The 18,473-nt window shown below is 74.1% G+C and carries 23 protein-coding genes; 11 read left to right on the forward strand and 12 right to left on the reverse strand.

The window, feature by feature from the left end:
- Positions 1 to 54: 54 nt before the first annotated feature.
- Positions 55 to 723: a uracil-DNA glycosylase gene (locus tag ACZ501_RS14995; RefSeq protein WP_361610191.1), complete on the forward strand. Its 669-nt coding sequence runs from the start codon at positions 55 to 57 to the stop codon at positions 721 to 723.
- A gap of 134 nt (positions 724 to 857) precedes the next feature.
- Complete coding sequence (locus ACZ501_RS15000; protein ID WP_468796589.1) at positions 858 to 1,337, forward strand: hypothetical protein; 480 nt, start codon at positions 858 to 860, stop codon at positions 1,335 to 1,337.
- A 60-nt stretch (positions 1,338 to 1,397) separates the two neighbouring features.
- On the opposite strand, the gene ACZ501_RS15005 is transcribed toward ACZ501_RS15000, so the two are convergent.
- Positions 1,398 to 1,937 (reverse strand): hypothetical protein, encoded by a 540-nt coding sequence (locus ACZ501_RS15005; protein WP_468795585.1) that lies wholly within the window; start codon positions 1,935 to 1,937, stop codon positions 1,398 to 1,400.
- 107 nt (positions 1,938 to 2,044) lie between these two features.
- Positions 2,045 to 2,566 carry a DinB family protein gene (locus ACZ501_RS15010; RefSeq protein WP_361611084.1) on the reverse strand — a complete coding sequence of 174 codons (522 nt, stop codon included), beginning with the start codon at positions 2,564 to 2,566 and terminating at the stop codon, positions 2,045 to 2,047.
- A gap of 82 nt (positions 2,567 to 2,648) precedes the next feature.
- Here ACZ501_RS15010 and ACZ501_RS15015 point away from each other — a divergent pair, with 82 nt between their 5' ends.
- Positions 2,649 to 3,560 carry a Gfo/Idh/MocA family protein gene (locus ACZ501_RS15015; RefSeq protein WP_361611086.1) on the forward strand — a complete coding sequence of 304 codons (912 nt, stop codon included), beginning with the start codon at positions 2,649 to 2,651 and terminating at the stop codon, positions 3,558 to 3,560.
- On the opposite strand, the gene lnt is transcribed toward ACZ501_RS15015, so the two are convergent.
- The 5 genes from lnt to ACZ501_RS15040 form a co-directional block, all read right to left on the reverse strand.
- The gene (gene lnt / locus ACZ501_RS15020; RefSeq protein WP_361611088.1) at positions 3,499 to 5,043 is read right to left on the reverse strand and encodes an apolipoprotein N-acyltransferase; all 1,545 of its coding nucleotides are present in this window, start codon (positions 5,041 to 5,043) and stop codon (positions 3,499 to 3,501) included. The two genes, ACZ501_RS15015 and lnt, sit on opposite strands and share 62 nt — an antisense overlap.
- Positions 5,044 to 5,090: 47 nt before the next feature.
- Entirely contained in the window at positions 5,091 to 5,552 is a 462-nt protein-coding gene (locus tag ACZ501_RS15025) for a nuclear transport factor 2 family protein (protein ID WP_468795588.1), read from the reverse strand.
- Positions 5,553 to 5,621: 69 nt separating this feature from the next.
- A complete protein-coding gene (locus tag ACZ501_RS15030; protein WP_361611091.1) occupies positions 5,622 to 5,798 on the reverse strand; it encodes a hypothetical protein in 177 nt (58 codons plus the stop codon).
- Between the two features lie 106 nt (positions 5,799 to 5,904).
- Entirely contained in the window at positions 5,905 to 6,783 is an 879-nt protein-coding gene (locus tag ACZ501_RS15035) for an undecaprenyl-diphosphate phosphatase (RefSeq protein ID WP_361607445.1), read from the reverse strand.
- A 47-nt stretch (positions 6,784 to 6,830) separates the two neighbouring features.
- Positions 6,831 to 7,547 carry a TVP38/TMEM64 family protein gene (locus tag ACZ501_RS15040; RefSeq protein ID WP_361607448.1) on the reverse strand — a complete coding sequence of 239 codons (717 nt, stop codon included), beginning with the start codon at positions 7,545 to 7,547 and terminating at the stop codon, positions 6,831 to 6,833.
- A gap of 168 nt (positions 7,548 to 7,715) precedes the next feature.
- On the opposite strand from ACZ501_RS15040, the gene ACZ501_RS15045 reads away from it, so the two are divergent.
- Both ACZ501_RS15045 and ACZ501_RS15050 read left to right on the forward strand, forming a co-directional pair.
- Positions 7,716 to 8,558 (forward strand): patatin-like phospholipase family protein, encoded by an 843-nt coding sequence (locus ACZ501_RS15045; RefSeq protein WP_361607451.1) that lies wholly within the window; start codon positions 7,716 to 7,718, stop codon positions 8,556 to 8,558.
- 67 nt (positions 8,559 to 8,625) lie between these two features.
- Positions 8,626 to 9,417 (forward strand): spermidine synthase, encoded by a 792-nt coding sequence (locus ACZ501_RS15050; protein WP_362456312.1) that lies wholly within the window; start codon positions 8,626 to 8,628, stop codon positions 9,415 to 9,417.
- Here ACZ501_RS15050 and ACZ501_RS15055 read toward each other — a convergent pair.
- Both ACZ501_RS15055 and ACZ501_RS15060 read right to left on the reverse strand, forming a co-directional pair.
- Positions 9,404 to 10,711, reverse strand: coding sequence for an MFS transporter (locus ACZ501_RS15055; protein WP_468795591.1), 1,308 nt, complete (start codon positions 10,709 to 10,711; stop codon positions 9,404 to 9,406). The two genes, ACZ501_RS15050 and ACZ501_RS15055, sit on opposite strands and share 14 nt — an antisense overlap.
- A gap of 97 nt (positions 10,712 to 10,808) precedes the next feature.
- Positions 10,809 to 11,843: a DUF8017 domain-containing protein gene (locus ACZ501_RS15060; RefSeq protein WP_361607457.1), complete on the reverse strand. Its 1,035-nt coding sequence runs from the start codon at positions 11,841 to 11,843 to the stop codon at positions 10,809 to 10,811.
- A 112-nt stretch (positions 11,844 to 11,955) separates the two neighbouring features.
- Here ACZ501_RS15060 and ACZ501_RS15065 point away from each other — a divergent pair, with 112 nt between their 5' ends.
- A complete protein-coding gene (locus ACZ501_RS15065; protein ID WP_042800586.1) occupies positions 11,956 to 12,393 on the forward strand; it encodes a DUF4442 domain-containing protein in 438 nt (145 codons plus the stop codon).
- Positions 12,394 to 12,703: 310 nt separating this feature from the next.
- Positions 12,704 to 13,372 (forward strand): DedA family protein, encoded by a 669-nt coding sequence (locus ACZ501_RS15070; protein ID WP_361607488.1) that lies wholly within the window; start codon positions 12,704 to 12,706, stop codon positions 13,370 to 13,372.
- Positions 13,373 to 13,502: 130 nt separating this feature from the next.
- Here the strand turns inward: ACZ501_RS15070 and ACZ501_RS15075 are convergent, their stop codons facing one another.
- Entirely contained in the window at positions 13,503 to 14,060 is a 558-nt protein-coding gene (locus tag ACZ501_RS15075) for a gamma carbonic anhydrase family protein (RefSeq protein ID WP_468795594.1), read from the reverse strand.
- A 132-nt stretch (positions 14,061 to 14,192) separates the two neighbouring features.
- Here ACZ501_RS15075 and ACZ501_RS15080 point away from each other — a divergent pair, with 132 nt between their 5' ends.
- Positions 14,193 to 14,939, forward strand: coding sequence for an acyltransferase (locus ACZ501_RS15080; RefSeq protein ID WP_361607463.1), 747 nt, complete (start codon positions 14,193 to 14,195; stop codon positions 14,937 to 14,939).
- A 41-nt stretch (positions 14,940 to 14,980) separates the two neighbouring features.
- On the opposite strand, the gene ACZ501_RS15085 is transcribed toward ACZ501_RS15080, so the two are convergent.
- Positions 14,981 to 15,847, reverse strand: a complete 867-nt coding sequence (locus tag ACZ501_RS15085) for an EamA family transporter (RefSeq protein WP_361607466.1) — start codon at positions 15,845 to 15,847, stop codon at positions 14,981 to 14,983.
- Positions 15,848 to 15,965: 118 nt separating this feature from the next.
- Here ACZ501_RS15085 and ACZ501_RS15090 point away from each other — a divergent pair, with 118 nt between their 5' ends.
- Positions 15,966 to 16,559: a helix-turn-helix domain-containing protein gene (locus ACZ501_RS15090; RefSeq protein ID WP_468795597.1), complete on the forward strand. Its 594-nt coding sequence runs from the start codon at positions 15,966 to 15,968 to the stop codon at positions 16,557 to 16,559.
- Positions 16,560 to 16,608: 49 nt separating this feature from the next.
- Here the strand turns inward: ACZ501_RS15090 and ACZ501_RS15095 are convergent, their stop codons facing one another.
- Complete coding sequence (locus ACZ501_RS15095) at positions 16,609 to 17,013, reverse strand: CoA-binding protein (RefSeq protein WP_361607491.1); 405 nt, start codon at positions 17,011 to 17,013, stop codon at positions 16,609 to 16,611.
- Positions 17,014 to 17,153: 140 nt separating this feature from the next.
- Here ACZ501_RS15095 and ACZ501_RS15100 point away from each other — a divergent pair, with 140 nt between their 5' ends.
- A complete protein-coding gene (locus ACZ501_RS15100; protein ID WP_468795600.1) occupies positions 17,154 to 17,609 on the forward strand; it encodes a hypothetical protein in 456 nt (151 codons plus the stop codon).
- Positions 17,606 to 18,235, forward strand: coding sequence for a YigZ family protein (locus ACZ501_RS15105; protein WP_468795603.1), 630 nt, complete (start codon positions 17,606 to 17,608; stop codon positions 18,233 to 18,235). Before ACZ501_RS15100 ends, ACZ501_RS15105 begins: the two co-directional genes overlap by 4 nt.
- The last annotated feature ends 238 nt before the right edge of the window (positions 18,236 to 18,473 follow it).

Genomic DNA, 18,473 nt, shown 5'->3' on the forward strand with positions numbered 1-18,473 from the left:
GTAGGTTCAAGGCAGGTAAACGAACTCGTACCGGAGGTTGTCGACGTGACCCAGATGCTGCCCGAGTCCTGGCTCCCCGTCCTTGGCGGGGAGCTGGACCAGCCCTACTTCAAGGAGCTCACCGAGTTCGTAGAGAAGGAGCGGGCGAACGGGCCGGTCTACCCGCCCCGCGAGCAGGTCTTCGCGGCCCTGGAGGCCACGCCGTTCGACAAGGTCAAGGTGATGGTCCTCGGCCAGGACCCCTACCACGGCCCCGGCCAGGGACACGGCCTGTGCTTCTCCGTGCGGCCCGGGATCAAGACCCCGCCCTCGCTGCGCAACATCTACAAGGAGATGAAGGAGGAGCTCGGCCTGCCGGTCCCGGACAACGGGTACCTGATGCCGTGGGCCGAGCAGGGCGTCCTGCTGCTCAACGCCGTCCTCACCGTCCGCGAGGGCGAGCCCAACTCGCACAAGGGCAAGGGCTGGGAGAAGTTCACCGACGCGGTGATCCGCGCCGTCTCCGAGCGCCCGGACCCGGTCGTCTTCGTACTCTGGGGCGCCTATGCCCAGAAGAAGATCCCGCTCATCGACGCGGAGCGGCACGTCATCGTCAAGGGCGCCCACCCCTCGCCGCTGTCGGCGAAGAAGTTCTTCGGCTCCCGGCCCTTCACGCAGATCAACGAGGCCGTCGCCGCCCAGGGCCATGAGCCGATCGACTGGCGGATCCCGGACCTTGGCTGACACCACCCCGCGCCTCGGCGTCAGAGCCGGTGCCTGCGGTTAGCTTCTTGCTGATCGGACCGGACCAGGTCCGGCGGAGCGAGCCGGAGGCCCCGTTGACGGAGCAGCAGCAGGAGGCGTCGGAGGACGCCGTCATGACCAGGATCGGCCAGGCCGTCATCCTGCTGCACGCCGGTGACCGCGAGGAGGCCCGCAACCGGCTCGGCGAGATCTGGTCCGAGATCGGCGAGGCGGGCGACGCCCTCCACCGCTGCACGCTCGCGCACTACCTGGCCGACGCCCAGGACGACCCCGCCGACGAACTGTCCTGGGACCTGCGCGCCCTCGCCGCCGCCGAGGCGCTCCCCGGGCGGGCGGAGCGGCGGCCGCACACGGCGGTGCGGGTGTTCTACCCGTCGCTGCACCTGAGCCTCGCGGCCGACTACGTCAAGCTGCGCCGGCCCGAGGAGGCCCGGCTCCACCTCGCCCGGGCCCGGGCGGCCGCCGGGGCCCTGTCCGACGACGGCTACGGGAACGGGGTGCGGGCCGCCATCGCCCGGCTGGAGCGCAGGCTCGCGGCGGAACCCGGCCCGGCGCGCCCGGCGCCCCGGCCGTTCCCCGAGCAGTCTCCGTAGGCGGTGCCCCGGGACCGCTGCCCCGCCCCGCACGCCCGGGGAGGCCGGCGCCGGCCGTCCTCAGCCGTCCTCGACGCCCGCGCAGATGCGGGCCTCCGGGCCGTCCGGGTCCCAGTTCCCGTGCCGGCGGCCCAGCGCGCACACGTCGGCCGCCCGGACCGGCAGCTCCCGCACCAGCCCGGGCGGCAGCCGCGCGTCGTGCCCCGGGGCGTGCGGACGGCCCGGGGAGCCCCCCTTGCCGCGCCCGCCCGGCTTCGCGGGCTCGGGGGCCGCCGGTGCCTCGGGCGGGGCCTGAGCCGCCTCGCCGGGCTCGGTGTGCACCCCGGGTGAGGTGCGCGCGGTGCCCCGGCCCGCGGCCGTCGGGGCCGACGGACGCACGCCGTCCCGCGGCACCGCCTTCAGCGCCTCCAGGGCGGGCGCCTGCACGACCACGGGCAGCGCCCCCGGCCCGCCGCGCGGCTCGTGCCGGGGCGGCGGCCCGTCGGAGGGGGCCGCCGCCGGCCGCATCGGGGTGGGGCTCACGTTCACGCAGCCGGAGACGGCCGAGACGGCACAGGCGGCTCCGAGGAGCAGCTTCGTCGAGGTTCGGGTGGGGTGCACGCGGCAACTCTGCTGTGCGAGGACCCCGTTGTGAAAACCCTGAGCCGATATTCACCCCGCACGGGTGACGCGGAGGGGATGTCCGGGGGACACCGGACGGGGCCCGGTCAGTCTCCGGTGGCGCCGTCGACGTGCTCGCGCACGAGGTCGGCGTGCCCGTTGTGGCGGGCGTACTCCTCGATCATGTGGGTGTAGATCCAGCGCAGGCTGAAGACCTCGCCCCGGTGGTGGTTCGCGGCGTCCGACACCGCGTCCAGGGAGCGGTTCGCGGCCGCCTGCCGCGCCAGTTCGACCTCGGTCTGCCAGACCCGCTCGGCCGCGGCCCAGGTGTCCCCGTCGGTGAACCGGAAGTCCCCGTCCACGTTGTCGCGGGTGCTGTACAGCTCGGGCAGGTCCTCGCCGAGGGCGATCTCCCGGAACCAGTAGCGCTCCACCTCCGCCATGTGCCGTACGAGGCCCATCAGGCTCAGCGCGGAGGGCTGGAGCGGGGTGAGGCGCAGCTGCTCCTCGGTGAGCCCCTCGCACTTCCAGGCCAGGGTGGAGCGGTGGTAGTCGAGCCAGCCTTCCAGCATCTCCCGCTCGCCGGCGGTGGTGGAGGGTTCGGTGCGGTGCGATCCGTCGGAGGTCATCTCCCCATCCTGGTCGAACGCGCCTGCCCCCACCAGGGATTAAGCTGCGGAGTCCCATTCGGCACATACCAGGAGGCTCCCGGTGAAGGTCGGCGTCATCGGACTCGGCGACATCGCGCAGAAGGCGTACCTGCCCGTCCTCACCACCCGTCCCGGGGTCGAGCTGCACCTGCAGACCCGCACTCCGGCCACGCTCGAGCGGATCGGCGACGTCCACCGCATCCCGCCCGCGCGCCGCCACCTCGCGCTGGAGGCCCTCCTCGCCGAGGACCTCGACGCCGCGTTCGTGCACGCCCCGACCGAGGCCCACCCGGAGATCGTGGAGCGGCTGCTGGACGCGGGCGTGGCGACGTACGTGGACAAGCCGCTGGCCTACGAGCTCGCCGACTCGCGGCGCCTGGTGGAACGCGCCGAGGAGCGCGGGGTCGGTCTCTTCGTCGGCTTCAACCGCCGCCACGCGCCCGGCTACACGCTCTGCGCCGACCACCCGCGGGACCTGATCGTCATGCAGAAGAACCGGGTGGGGCTCCCGGAGGACCCCCGCACGCTGGTCATGGACGACTTCATCCACGTCGTCGACACCCTGCGCTTCCTGCTGCCCGGCGAGGCCGACCACATCGACGTGCGGGCCGTGGTGCGCGAGGGGCTGATGTCCCAGGTGGTGCTCCAGATGTCCGGCGACGGCTTCACCGCCCTGGGGATCATGAACCGGCGGTCCGGATCCGCGGAGGAGGTCCTGGAGGTCTCCGGGCAGGACTCCAAGCGCCAGGTGGTCAACCTCGCCGAGGTGGTCGACCACCGCGGCCAGCCCACCGTGCGCCGGCGCGGGGACTGGGTCTCCGTGGCCCGCCAGCGCGGCATCGAGCAGGCGGTGGACGCCTTCCTGGAGGCCGTGGAGAGCGGCAGGGTGCCCAGCGCCCGCGACGCCCTGCTCACCCACGAGCTGTGCGAGCGGGTGGTGCTGACGGCTCTGGAGCAGGCTTCGCCGGCCTGAGCGCCCGTACGCCGCCGGCCGCGCAGTACAGCCCCAGCGCGGCCAGGCAGGCACCCTGCGGCCAGTTCCCCAAGCGGACGAAGGGGGTGGTGCCCCGGGCGAGCGGCACCTCGTACACGGCCGCGGTGCTCGCGGAGGTGGGCAGGGCGGCCCCGATCCGGGCGCCCGACGGCCCGTAGACCGTGCTGACGCCCGTCAGGGTCGCGTGCACCACCGGCCGGCCGGTCTCGGCGGCGCGCAGGGCGGCCAGGGAGGCGTGCTGGGCCGGTGCCCAGCTGTCCTGGAACGTCGAGGTCGCCGACTGCGTGACGAGTACGCCCGCCCCCTCGCGGACCAGGTGCCGGCTCATGTCGGGGAAGGCCGACTCGAAGCACACCAGCGGCCCCAGCCGCACCCCGCCGGGCAGGTCCATGACCACCGGCGCCGTGCCGCGCATCCGGTCCTCGCCCGCCGCCTTCCCGACCGAGGTGGCCCAGCCCAGCACCGGGCGCAGGGGCACGTACTCGCCGAAGGGGACCAGCCGCATCTTGTCGTAGCGGTCGCCCGTCGGGCCCCCGGGGCCGACCAGCACCGAACTCTTGTATATCCCGGGCCGGTCCGAGCGCCGGGCGTCCACGTTGACCAGCAGCGGGGCGCCCAGCTCCGCGGACAGCGCCGCCAGCCGCCGGGACAGGTCCGGCCGCGCCGCCAGGTCCGCGCCGACGCTGCTCTCCCCCCACACCACCAGGTCCGGGCGGGCTCCCGCCAGGCCCCGCGTCAGCGCCTCACCCACCTCGAACCGCCGCTCCGGGCCGTCCGCCCCGCCCACCGGCCCCGGCTGTACGACGGCCACGCGCAGCCCGCCCGACACCTGCGGCCCGGGCAGCCACAGCCACACCATCCCGGTCAGCGCCGCACACCCCGCCACCGCCGCCACCGCGGGGACCCGCGCGCCCGGCACCGCGACCAGCAGCACCAGCGCGCAGTTCACCGCCACCACCAGCAGGCTCACCAGCCACACCCCGCCCACCGAGGCCAGCCGCAGCGCCGGCGGGACCTGCCACTGGCTGGCCCCGAGCAGTCCCCACGGTCCGCCCAGCCCCTGCCAGGACCGGGCCAGCTCCGACAGCAGCCACCCCGCCGGTACGAGGACCAGCCCGGCCGCCGCCCGCCCCGCGCCCGGCGCCCCGCCCAGCAACCGCCGTACCAGCAGCGCCCAGGGGATCCAGAGCAGCCCGAGCAGCGCGGCCAGCGGGACCAGGAAGACGCCCAGGCTCGGCAGCAGCCAGTGGTGCACCGCCACGATGAAGCCCGCCCCGCCGAGCCAGCCCTCCAGCGCGGCCCGCCGCCCGGTGGGGGCGCAGCGCAGCAGCAGCATCCAGGGCACGAGGACGGCGTACGCGGACCACCACGCCCCCGGCGCCGGAAAGGCGAGGCAGGGCAGCGCCCCGGCGGCCGCCGCGGCCGCCGCACGCCACCACCGGGTCCACCTCGTGAGCAGCATCGCGCGCCTCCGCTTCCAGTGTGGGACCGCCCTCGGCCGGGCGCGGCTCAGGCCGACAGGTGGCGCCACTTCTCGTGGACCGTGACCTCCGTGAGCCGCCAGCCGTCCGCGGTGCGGGCGAGGGCGAAGGCGTAGCGCCCGGCGGCGACGAAGTTGGGGGCCGTACCGCGGTCGTCGGCGCCCGCCAGCCGCATCGGGTTGAGGAAGTCCGCCCGGACCCGCGCCGAGTCCCCGGGGTAGCCGCCCCGGTCCTCCAGCCGGATCAGCCGGTTGACGATCAGGTGCTGGCGGACGGGGAACAGCTTCATGGTCTCCGCGAGCCAGTCGGCGACCTCCCCGGCCGGGCCCTCGACCCCGCCCGCGGAGCTGTAGTCGGCCCGCCCGGCGGGGGTGAACAGGGCGCGGTAGGCGGCCCAGTCCCCGTCGTCGACGGCCACCGCGTACCCCGAGACCACCTCGTCGATGGCGAGCCGGTCCATCACGGCCGCAAGGTCCACACGCTGCGTCATCGGGTCAGTGTGGGGCTGCGCGGCGACGAGGCCAAGGGGCGTGCGCCCATTGATCCGCAAGGCGGCGGATCAGTGGCCGGAATGCGCCTCCCGCTGCCGGAGCACGACCAGGAACGCGTCACTGGCCAGGTCCATCACCACTTCCGCCGGAACGCCCTCGCGCGTCCGCTGCGCCGCGTACTCCTCGGCCGGCCAGCTCCCCCTCGGACTTCCCGCCGGAAAACGCTCCAGTACCACGCGGCCCATGGGCCACCCCCTGCTCCTCGCCGTCAGGTCCCTCCCGGCACAACGACGCGGGGGCCGCCCGGGAAGGTTCCCGGGCGGCCCCCGCGTCGACTTCGGGCCAGGGCCGCTACGAGCCCGACTCACCCGCGTGCGGGCTGAGCACGCCCATGCCGATCAGCACGAACAGCACGATGCCGAGCAGGATCCGGTAGATCACGAACGGCATGAAGCTCTTGGTGGAGATGAACTTCATGAACCACGCGATCACCGCGTAGCCGACGAAGAAGGCGAGGACCGTGGCGAAGACCGTCGGCCCCCAGAAGATGTGCCCGGGGTTCTCCACCACGTCCTTGATCTCGAAGGCGCCCGAGGCCAGCACCGCCGGGATGGCCAGGAGGAAGGAGTAGCGGGCCGCCGCCTCGCGGGTGAAGCCGAGCAGCAGGCCGCCGGAGATCGTCGCACCGGAGCGCGAGACGCCCGGGATCAGGGCCATCGCCTGGCACACACCGAAGATCAGGCCGTCCTTGACGCCCAACTCCCGGAGCGTCTTGCGCTGCTTGACCACCCGGTGCCGCCCGCCCTCTTCGTCGCGCGAGGCGAGCCAGTCCGCGAAACCGAGGACGAGGCCCATCACGATCAGGGTGGTCGCGGTCAGCCGCAGGTCACGGGCCGGACCGGTGATCTGGTCCTTGAACGCGACGCCCAGGACACCGATCGGGATCGAGCCGACGATGACCAGCCAGCCCATCTTGGCGTCCTGCTCGGAGCGCAGCGCCTTGGTGAACAGGGAGCGGAACCAGATGGAGATGATCCTCGCGATGTCCTTGCGGAAGTAGATCAGCACGGCCGCCTCGGTGCCGATCTGGGTGATGGCCGTGAAGGCCGCGCCCGGATCGTGCCAGCCGGCGAAAGCCGCGGTCAGCCGCAGGTGCGCGCTGGAGGAGATCGGGAGGAACTCCGTAAGCCCCTGGACGAGACCGAGGATTAGGGATTCGAACCAGCTCATGTCGGGGTGCGCTCGTCCTTGTGATCGTCGGGCAGTTCGGTCCGATGCTAGGGCCCGTGGGGAGCCGCGGTGACCACTGGGGGGTGTGCGGGCGCGGACTCGCGTACGGGGGCGGGAGCGAGGCGGTGCCGCTTGCGCCAGGCGACCGCGGCCGCGACCGCTCCCGAGAGGGCGATGAACCCGGACGAGACGAGGAACGCGGGCGATCCGGGAGAGGAGGCGCTGGCTCCGGCGATCACGTACGCGGCGGTGTTGGGAACCGTCCCCAGGGCCGTCGCGAGCAGGAAGGGGAGCCAGCCGCACCGCGAGACGGCGGCGAGGTAGTTGGCCGCGGCGAACGGCACCCCGGGAAAGATCCGCACCGCGAGCATCGAGCGGAAACCGTGCCGGCTCAGCTGCGCGTCGGCCGCCTCCAGCCAGCGCCCGCGCAGATACGGACGCAACGCCTCCTGCCCCATGACCCGGCCCAGCCCGAACGCGACACCGGCGCCGGCCACCGTGCCGCCGACGGCCGCCACCAGCCCGAACGGGGCGCCGAAGACCGCCCCGGCGGCGAGGTTCAGCAGCGGCCGGGGCACGAACGCGGCCGTGCACAGGCCGTACGCGCCCGCGAACAGCAGCACCCCCGCGCCCACCGGCAGCCCCGGCGGCCAGCCCCGCGACAGCAGCCGCTGGGGCTCGTACAGCAGCACGCACACACCGGCCGCGGCCAGCAGCACGACGAGCAGCGACAGCCGGGCCATCGGCGCGAGGAGGAGGGACATCCGGGGAGACTAGCCGACCCGTGAGGCGCCTCGCCGTAATCCAGGCCTCACCCCGGCGCACCGCAGCGGTCCTCGCTGCCCCGCGCCGTGGTGAGGTCAGCCGGGTTGCGTCAGACTGCCCACACCTGCGGCGTGACGGACGCGAGGGAACGGAACGAAGGGGCCGACATGGACGGCGGTACGGCACTGGTGCTCGGCGGCGGGGGGCTGACCGGCGTCGGCTGGGAGTCCGGGATCCTGTACGGGCTGGCCCGCGCCGGCGTGGACCTCAGCACCGCCGACCTGGTCGTCGGCACCTCGGCCGGGTCCGTGGTCGGCGCCCAGCTCACCGCGGGCCTCACTCCGCGGGAACTGTACGAGCGCCAGCTCGGCGGCCCGGCCGGGGAGATCCCGGCCCGGCTCGGGGCGGCGGTCTTCGCCCAGTACGCCCTGGCCATGCTGCGCTCGCGGGACGCCGGCGCCTACCGCCGGCGGGTCGGTGCCTTCGCGCTGGCCGCCGACACGGGCGCGGAGGCCGAGCGGCGCAAGGTGCTGGCGGCCCGGCTCGTCTCCCACGAGTGGCCCGAGCGCCGGTTCGTCGTCACCGCCGTCGACGCGCTCACCGGTGAGCCCGCCGACTTCGACCGGGAGAGCGGGGCCGGACTCGTCGACGCCGTCTCCGCGAGCTGCGCCGTACCGGGCGTGTGGCCGCCGGTGACGGTCGGCGGACGCCGCTTCATCGACGGCGGGGTCCGCTCGGCGACCAACGCCGACCTCGCCTCCGGGTACGCCCGGGTGGTGATCCTCGCGCCGATGGCCCTCGGTTCGGCCCTGGTCCCCTCACCCGCCGCCCAGGCGGCCCGGCTGCGGGCCGCCGGAGCCCGGGTGCTGCTCATCACCCCGTCCCCGCAGGCCCGCAAGGCCTTCGGGCGCAACGTCCTCGACCCCGCGCGGCGGGAACCGGCCGCCCGCGCCGGCCTCGCGCAGGCCGCGGGGCACACCGCCGACGCGGCGGCCGTCTGGGCGGCCTGACAATGGTGGGGTGAGCGACGAACAGATCCCCGTGATCCGGGAAGTGGACCAGGGCACGGCCAAACTGATGCCGGACGTGGACCGGGAGCGGGCCTGGCTGCTCACCGTCGACGGGGCGCCCCAGTCGTACGTCGACCTCGACGAGCCCGAGCACCTGGAGTTCGAGTACGTACGCCGCCTCGCGCACGTGCTGGACTGCGCGGCGGAGCCGGGGGCCGCGCTGGACCTGCTGCACCTGGGCGGTGGCGCGCTCACCCTCCCGCGCTACGCCGCGGCCACCCGCCCGGGGTCCCGGCAGGACGTGGTGGAGTTCGACGCCGCCCTGGTGGACCTGGTGGAGCGGCACCTGCCGCTGGCGCCCGGGGCGGGGGTGAGGGTGCACGCCGCCGATGCGCGGGACTGGCTGGAGGCCGCCGCGGGAGCGAGCGCGGACGTCCTGGTCGCCGACGTGTTCGGGGGGTCGCGGGTGCCGGCCCGGCTGACCTCGGTGGAGTACGCGCGGCAGGCGGCGCGGGTGCTGAGGCCCGGCGGCCTGTACGCGGCGAACCTGGCCGACGGCGCGCCGTTCGGCTTCCTCAAGGCCCAGCTGGCCACCTTCGCGGCCGCGTTCGCGCAGCTGGCGCTGATCGCCGAGCCGGGGGTGCTGCGGGGGCGGCGCTTCGGCAACGCGGTGCTGCTGGCCTCCGACGCGCCGCTGCCGGTGGCCGCCCTGGCCCGGCGCTGCGCCGCCGACGCCTTCCCCGCCCGGGTGGAGTCGGGGGAGGGGCTCGCCCGGTTCATGCGCGGGGCGCGTCCGGTGCCCGACGCGGAGGCGGTGCCCTCCCCGGCCCCGCCGGAGGGCGCCTTCAGCCTGGGATGACGACGGAGGCGGCCTGCGCGGGGGCCTGCTCCGCGGGGGCGGGGACGCTCTTGCCGGGCGGCGGCTTGCGGGTGATGCGGCGCACTTCGGGGACGAGCAGGACCAGGGCGGTGGCGGCGACCACCAGCCCCGCGCAGCCCCACAGCGCCGTCGTGCGGCCGAAGGCGGATTCGGCCGGGCCGGCCAGCGCGGTGGCGAGCGGGAGCATGGACAGCGAGCCGAACCAGTCGTAGGCGGAGACCCGGGAGAACTTCTCCTCCGGTATCTCCTGATGCATGGTGGTCATCCAGTTCACGCCGAACACCTCGATCGCGGCGCCGCTGACGAGCATCACCGCACACAGCCCCCACGCGGGCAGCGGCACCGCCAGCCCCGCCGAGGGCAGCGCCAGCGGGAACACGCACAGGGTGCCGACCAGCAGCAGGCGGCGCGGTTTCCACACCATCATCAGGAGCGCTCCGGCGATGGTGCCGGCACCGAAGAAGGCCAGGGCCACGCCCCAGGGCGCCGGCCCGCCCAGCCGGTCGCGGGCGACGAGGGGCCCGTACACCGCCTCCGCCGCCCCGACGACGGCCACGACCACGGAGAACTGGAGCACGATGCTCCACAGCCAGGGGCGGGTGCGGAACTCCACCCAGCCCTCGCGCAGGTCGGCCAGCAGGCCCCCGCCGGGGGCCCGTTCGGCGACGGGGCCGACGTCGAGGAAGACGCGCAGCGCGCCGGCGGCCGCGAAGGACGCCGCGTCCACGGCCAGCACCCAGCCGGGGCCGATCGCGGCGATCATGGCACCGCCCAGGGCCGCTCCGCCGATGCCGGCGCCGTTCACGGCCATGCGGAAGAGCGCGAAGGCCCGGTTGGAGTGCTCGCCGGAGACGCTGGCGAACAGCATGCCCTCGGCGGCCGGGTTGAAGAAGGCGGTGCCGGTACCGCACAGCGCGGAGAGCAGCATCATCTGCCACAGCCGGGGCTCGCCGGCGAGCACGAGCACGGCGAAGGCGGCCTGCGAGAGGCAGTTGAGGGCGTTGGCCGCGACCATCACGTGGTGCCGCGGCAGCCGGTCGGCGAGGGCCCCGCCCACGAGCAGGAACAGGACGAGGGGCAGCGTACGGGCGGCGGCGACGAGCCCGACGTCCGCACCGGAGCCGCCCGCTTCGAGGACCGCGAAGGAGGCGGCGATCAGCGCGCCGTGGCTGCCGAGGTTGGTGACGACCGCGGAGCCCGTCAGGAGGGTGTAGTTGCGTCCGGCCCAGTCGGGCCGGCGGCGGGGGGTCCGGAGGACGGTACGGGGGCTCACCCCGGGACTATCCCCTGCCCCGGGCCGGGAATCCAAACGAAATAACGCAGAACGGATCGCCGGCCCGGGGATCCTGCGGCCACGGCGGGCCGCCCGGTCAGCCGCCGCTCAGGCGCACCGAGCTGAGGATCTTCTCGTACGTCGCCTGGTCCACCTCGCCGGAGACGCCGGCGGCGCCGTAGAGGACCCAGCTGGCGAAGTCACCCTTGGCGTTCCTGAAGCTGAAGGCGATGCTCTTGCCGTCCGAGGAGCACTTGTTCTCCTTGGGGACGTTGCTCACGGTCGCCGTGGCCACGTGCCCCTTGAGGCCGGAGGAGGAGGTGTACTCCTTGGGCTCGGAGATCTTGACGTTCTCCTTCGGCAGCTTCTGCGCGTACGCGGCGTACACCCAGGTGCCGGCCTCGTTGCGGGCGGCGTCGGCGGTGTCCTTCGCGCCCTGGCCGCCCTTGGTGCCGGTGCCGGCCAGGGAGGTGGTCTCCTCGCGGCCGTCCTTGTTGGAGTCCACCTTGCACCAGTCCTCCTTGAGGAAGGCGGGCGCGGAGAACATGACGAACGGGGAGCCGTCCTTCTTGGCCTCGTCCTCGAAGCCGGAGGCCATCCCGGAGCCCAGCACGTTCCACTCCGGCGGGACGTCGAAGGCGGTGCCGTGCTTCGGGTTGATGACCACCTTCCAGCCCGGGATCACCGGCTTGATGTCACCGCCGGCGCGCGGGTTGGCACCGCTGGGGGCCGGAGGCGCGACCGGGGCGACGGGCGCGGGGGAGGAGGCGGCCGGCTTGTTGCCGGCCTGGTTGCCGCCCTCGTCGTCCCGGGTCAGCACGAAGCCGGCGGTGGCGGCCGCCGTCACGACGACCGCGGAGGCGGCGACGATGGCCACGGTGCGCGTGGAGAAGGGGCTCCCGCCGGACTGCCGGGGCGGCTGCGCCGGCTGGGGGGCCTGGCCCCAGGGCTGGACCGGCGGCGGGGTCTGGTAGCCCGGCTGCGGGTATCCGTAGCCGGGCTGCTGCTCACCGAATCCCGGCTGAGGCTGCTGCTGGTACGGGTTCGGCTGTCCCGGCTGCTGCTGGTACGGGTTCTGGTTGGCGCCCTGGGGGTTCTGCTCTCCCCCGGGCTGCTGCTGTCCTGGCCACATGGCCGGTAACCATAGTGGGAGCCGTCGGCGGGAGCCACGTCCGCCCCCCGCCCCGGCTCTGGCCAAGCCCATCTACTCGTGGGTAACATCGCGTGCCATGAGCGCAGAACAGATGAACGTGGGCGAACTGCTCGCCCAGACCGTGCCGATGGCCCGCACCCTGAACCTCGAGTTCCTGGAGACCACTCCGGAGCGCGCCGTCGTCCGGCTGCCGGACCAGCCCGACTTCCACAACCACGTGGGCGGCCCGCACGCCGGCGCCATGTTCACCCTCGCCGAGTCCGCGAGCGGCGCCATCGTCCTGGCCGCCTTCGGCGACCAGCTCTCCCGCGCCGTGCCGCTGGCCGTCAAGGCGGAGATCGGCTACAAGAAGCTCGCCAAGGGCGTCGTCACCGCCACCGCCACCCTCGGCCGCCCGGCCGCCGACGTCGTGGCGGAACTCGACGCGGGCGGCCGCCCCGAGTTCCCCGTCACCATCGCCATCCAGCGCGAGGACGAGGCCGTCACCGGCGAGATGACGGTCGTCTGGACGCTGCGCCCCAACGCGTAGCCGTCGCCGCCCGCGGGCTGAGAGCGGCAGCCGCCCCGGCGCGTCACGCCGCGGACGGGGCGCGGGCAGGGCACAGTGAAGGAGGGAGCGGTCCGGCGCGGGCCGCTCCCTTCGTGCTGTCCGGGGCCGGGACGGGGGCGTCAGGGGGCGGTCGCCTCGAAGTGGCCGGAAAACGGCCCGGCGGGAGGTGTTCGCCGGTCGTTCGTCCCGAGAACGCCCGCTTTGGACGAAGGCTGTCCTGAGGAACGGATAGGCTGCCCGTTCGGCGTGTCTCGGGGGCGCGCCGGTGACGACGAGGGAGGACGTACCGGTGCACATCCAGGAATGGCTGGAGACGATTCCGGCGATCAGTGTCTATCTCCTGGTGGGGCTGGTCATCGGGCTCGAAAGCCTGGGCATCCCGCTCCCGGGCGAGATCATCCTCGTCAGCTCGGCCCTGCTCGCCTCGCAGCACGGGCAGATCGACCCGGTGGTCCTCGGCCTGTGCGCCATCACGGGCGCGATCATCGGCGACTCCATCGGGTACGCGATCGGCCGCCGCGGCGGCAAGCCGCTGCTGGAGAAGCTCGGCCGGCGCTTCCCCAAGCACTTCGGGCCCGAACACGTGGCCATGGCCGAGCGGTCCTTCGACAAGTGGGGCATGTGGGCCGTCTTCTTCGGGCGCTTCGTCGCCCTGCTGCGGATCTTCGCCGGGCCGCTGGCCGGGGTCCTGCGGATGCCCTACTGGCGCTTCCTCGTCGCCAACGTCCTCGGCGGCATCCTCTGGGCCGGCGGCACCACCGCCGTCATCTACTCGGTCGGCATCGTCGCGGAGCCCTGGCTGAAGCGGTTCTCCTGGCTGGCGCTGCTGGTGGCCCTGCTGATCGGGCTCACCGTGACCCTGGTGCTGCGCGGCCGGATGAAGAAGGCGGCGGCCGAGGCCCGCGAGGCGGCCCCGGCGCCGGAGCCGGCCACCGCCCCGGCGGGAGCCTCGGACTGACCCGGGGGTCCGGTTCGGGGGTCCCGGCTCGGGGGTCTCGTTCCTCAGCCTGACCTGGGGCCTTGGCCCTCGTACTGACCCGGGGCCCCGGTGGGCGAGGGAGACCCGGGGCCCCCGGCCGGTCGGGGCATCAGTCCCCGGGCGTCACCGAGGCGCGGTGCTGCTTGGCCAGCTCCGTGTACATCGCGGCGTTCACCTTGATGCCCTCGCGCTCCTCCTCGGTGAGCTCCCGCCGCACCTTGGCGGGGACGCCCGCGACCAGGGAGCCGGGCGGGACCACCATGCCCTGCGGCACCAGGGCCTGCGCGGCCACCAGCGACCCCGCGCCGATCATGGCGCCGTTCAGCACCGTCGCCCCCATCCCGATGAGGCAGTCGTCCTCCACGGTGCAGCCGTGCACGACCGCGTTGTGCCCGATCGACACGCGCTCGCCGATGGACACCGGGAAGCCGGGGTCCACATGCACCGTGCAGTTGTCCTGCACGTTGCTGTCCGCGCCCAGGGTGATCGGACCGCAGTCGCCGCGCAGCACCGCCGAGTACCAAAGGCTCGCGCCGGCGGCCAGGGTGACGTCGCCGACGACCACGGAGGTGGGCGCGGTGAAGGCCGTCGGGTCGACCGACGGCTTCCGGTCGCCGACTCCCGCGATGAGAGCCCCCTGGTGCGCCTGGTTCGGCTGATTCGTCATGGTCACTTCCCTCTGCTTCCGGATGCCGCGCTACCGGCACCGTAGGGCACGGCGCCCCGCGGCCCCGCGATGGGGTGAAGATCACAGGAACCCGGTCCGGACCTCCGGCGCGGCGCCCACTACCGTGGCCGGGTGCCGAAGAACCAGAACACGTTCTCATCCCTGACGGCGCTGCGGCGCCGGATCGCCAGCCGCGCGGTGCACGCCGGCTGGCGCTGGATGCAGCAGGCCGGGGCGGTCACCGCGCGGCACCCGGGCCGGCTGCGCTTCGGCGCGATCGGCGAGGGCACCCGGCTCGCCTTCCCCCAGGGGACCGTCTTCGGGGAGCGCTGGATCCGGCTGGGCGCGCACTGCATCATCGCCGAGCAGGTCACCCTGACGGCCGGGATGATGCCGGACCTCGACCTCGGGGCGGACCCGGTGCTCGTGCTGGGCAACGGAGTGGTCCTCGGTCGCGGCAGCCACGTCATCGCCGATGCCCGGATCGCCATCGGCGACGACACCTTCTGCGGCCCCGGGGTGTACATCACCTCCACCAATCACAGCTACGACGACCCGCACGAGCCCGTCGGCCGGCAGTGGCCCCGCAGCGCCCCGGTGGAGATAGGACCGGGCTGCTGGCTGGGCACGGGGGCGGTGATCCTGCCCGGCGCGAAGCTGGGCCGCAACGTCGTGGTGGCCGCGGGGGCCGTCGTACGGGGCGAGGTGCCGGACCACGCCGTGGTGGCGGGCGCCCCGGCCAAGGTCGTGCGCCGGTGGGAGCCGGAGACGGGCTGGCAGCCCCCGCTGCGCACCCCCGCGCCGGTGCCGATCCCCGACGGGATGACGCCCGAGCAGCTGCGCGGGCTGGCGCTGCTGGCGGAGGCCGAACAGTCCTGACGGGCTGAGGCCGTGGCTCCGTACCCTGCCGGGCGGGGAAGTCAGCCCGCGGCGAGCAGCACCGTGCCCGCCAGGGCCAGGCCCGCGCCGGCCGCCTGGACGCTGCGCAGCCGCTCCTTGAGCACGACGAAGGCGGCGAGCGCGGTGGCCACCGGGTAGAGCGAGGAGATCACGGCCGCCACGGTGACGGGGCCGTTCTGGGCGGCGAGGGAGTAGGTGCCGTTGGCCGCGACATCGGCCAGGCCCACGAAGGCCAGCGCCGGCAGCATGCTCCACAGCACCCGCGGACCGGTGCCCTCCGGCAGCGCGGGCACGCCGCGCCGGGTCTGGGCCAGCAGGGCGGCGCCGCCCACGGTGACGTTCGTGACCCGCTGTACGAACAGGGCGAGGAACAGCCCGGTCACGGTGGTGGAGGCCTCGGCGATCAGGGCCATGACCGCGCCGAAGCCGAAGGCCGCGACGAGGGTCAGCACCACCGCCCGCCGCTGCACGGGGGCGCCGCGCAGTTCAGGACCGCCGGCCAGGACAACGCCGACGACGGCCACCGCGATGCCCGCGAACTGGCCGAAGCCCGGCCGCTCGCCCAGTGCCAGCCCCACCCCGACCGGCACGACCACGCCGAGGGAGCCGAGCGGGGAGACCACGCCCATCGGGCCGAGCGCCAGCGCCTTGTAGAAGCTGAGCATCGCCGCCGGCCCGACCAGGCCCGCCGCCGCCGCGAACCACAGCTGCGGCCCGGCCTCGCTCCAGGCGCCGGTGGCGATCACGACCGCCCCGAGCACGACGACGGCGACGAGCTGCGAGACCACCAGTACCGTCAGCGCCGGTACGCGGCGCGTCAGCAGCCCTCCGCCGAAGTCGGACAGGCCCCACAGCAGGGCGGTGGCCAAGGCGAGGAGGGCGGTCATGGCAGGACCTCACAGTACAGTTCGGTGAACGGCGGAGTGCAGCATCGAATACACCGCAGCGTAGTTCAGTGTGCTGGACTGTGTCATCCAAAATATTGGACCCACAAGGGACGGAACGGTGTCGGACCTCGAACAGCTCACCCAGGCCCTCGCCCGCAACCTCAAGAGGTGGCGCGGCGAACGCGGTTTCACCCTGGAAGCGCTCGCCGCCCGGGCGGGCGTCAGCCGCGGCATGATCATCCAGATCGAGCAGGCCCGTACGAACCCCAGCGTGGGCACCACGGTCAAACTCGCCGACGCCCTCGGGGTGAGCATCACCACCCTCCTCGACTACGAGCGGGGGCCGCAGGCCCACGTGGTGCTGCCGGGGCAGGGGGTGCGGATGTGGTCGAGCGGGGCGGGCAGCGAGGCCCGGATGCTGCTCGGGGACGACCGGCGCGGGCCCGTCGAGATGTGGACCTACCGCCTGGAGGCCGGAGACGGCACGGCCTCCGACCCGCACCCGGCCGGAACCTTCGAGATGCTGCACGTCACGGCCGGGGAGCTGACGCTCCACATCGGCGACGACCGGTACGTGGTCCCGGCGGGCGGGGCCGTCTCCTTCGAGGCGGACCTCCCGCACGCCTACCGCAACGAGGGCGCCGCCCTCCTGGAGATGACCATGGCGGTCTCGATCCCGCCGGTCCAGGGCACAGCCGCCCGCCCTTCCTAGGAGGCCGTGTCGTCGAAGTCCCTCCCGGCGGTGGCCTCGACGACACTCCCTAGAGCGCCGGGATCTCGATGGCGGGGCAGCGGTCCATCACCATCTCCACCCCGGCCCCGCGCGTCCGCGCGAAGGCGGCCTCGTCGACCACGCCGAGCTGGAACCAAACGGCCTCGGCGCCCACGGCCACCGCGTCGTCGGCGACCCGGCCGGCCAGGGCGCTGTTCACGAAGACGTCCACCACGTCGACCTTGAACGGGATCGCCTCCAGCGACGGGTACCCCGGCTCGCCGTGCACCGTCTCCGCCTTCGGGTGCACCGGCACCACGCGCTTCCCGAACCTCTGGAGCACCTGCGCCACCCCGTAGGCGGCCCGGTCCCGGTTGGAGGACAGGCCCACCACGGCCCAGGTGTCACCGAGCTCGGTGAGGATCTTGCGGATGGTCGCCTGGTCGCCGTACACGTGCGCCGCCTCCTGCTGGGGTCGTCCCGCCGAATCGTTCGGCTGGATCAACGGCGAGGACACCTCTCCGATTCCCGGACAGCGGGGCATCGGCCGCTGTGTAGCCTCGTGATCCGTCCGGACGAACAGGGGGGCAGGGGATGGACCTCGCCGGGAACCATGCTGCGATCCGGCTCCCCGAAGGGTCGTGGTGGGACTGGGGCGTCGTCGCCTGGGACCGCGGACGGCTGACGCTCGCCGCCGGCCACGACCTGGCCTACCACCACGGCCTGGAGCTCGTCTTCCACGACCCGCTCTTCGTCGGCTGCCCCTCCGCCTTCCACGATCCGGCCTTCCGTGCCCCGTCGCCGGACGAGTTCACGCGGCTCACGCGTCGGCTCGGATGCGAACCGGCCGTCGTGGTCGCCTTCGAGGCCGACGCGGGCGGCCAGGAGCCCGTCTCCTGCCTCATCGCCGCCGAGCGGCTCGACATCGTCCGGGAAACCGTCCTGCGGTACTGGCGCGCCGACGCGGGGCCCGATCAGCGCTACGCGCCCTGGGTGCGGCCCCCCGGGCCGGCGGCCGGCCGGCCGTCACCGCTTAGGGTGGAGCGGTGAGCGCAGACCAGTACGTGACGGTGGCCCGTGAGGGGATGCACGAGGCCGAGATCAACCGGTCGCGGTTCCTGTGCTCCCTCGCGCCCGCCGCGACCGAGCAGGAGGCGCAGGAGTTCATCGCGCGCATCCGCAAGGAGCACCCCACCGCCTCGCACAACTGCTACGCCTACGTGATCGGCGCCGACGCCTCCGTGCAGAAGGCCGGCGACGACGGGGAGCCCGGCGGGACCGCCGGGGTGCCCATGCTCCAGATGCTGACGCGGCGCGACGTCCGGTACGCCGTCGCCGTCGTCACCCGGTACTACGGCGGTGTGAAGCTCGGGGCCGGCGGGCTCATCCGGGCCTACGGCGGTGTCGTCGGCGAGGCGCTGGACGCCCTCGGGACCGTCACCCGCCACCGCTACCGGCTGGCCACCGTCACCGTCGACCACCAGCGGGCCGGCAAGACCGAGAACGACCTCCGCTCCACCGGCCGCGCGGTGCTGGACGTGCGCTACGGGGAGGCCGTCTCGATCGAGGTCGGCCTCCCCGAGGCGGACATCGAGGCCTTCCGGGCCTGGCTCGCCGACGCCACCGCCGGGACCGCCGGCTTCGAGCTCGGCGGCGAGGCCTACGGCGAGGGCTGAGCGCCGGGGCTGAGCGCCGGGCCTGAGCGCCGGGGCTCATGACCGGGGCGGTCGAGGAGCCGGTCGGTGTTGCGCAGGACGTGGCGGGTGCGGTCCGGGCAACGCATGCCGGGAAGTCGCCGGGGTGCCCGGGAGTCCGCAAGTACCCCATGCCGTCAAGGGACTTCGGCCACCCGGGCCCGCACCACCGCGCGGTCCCGCGAGGCGTCGGCCCGTTCCGCCCCCGGCGCGGGCGGAA

The sequence above is a fragment of the Streptomyces sp. NPDC034085 genome, from assembly GCF_055575555.1.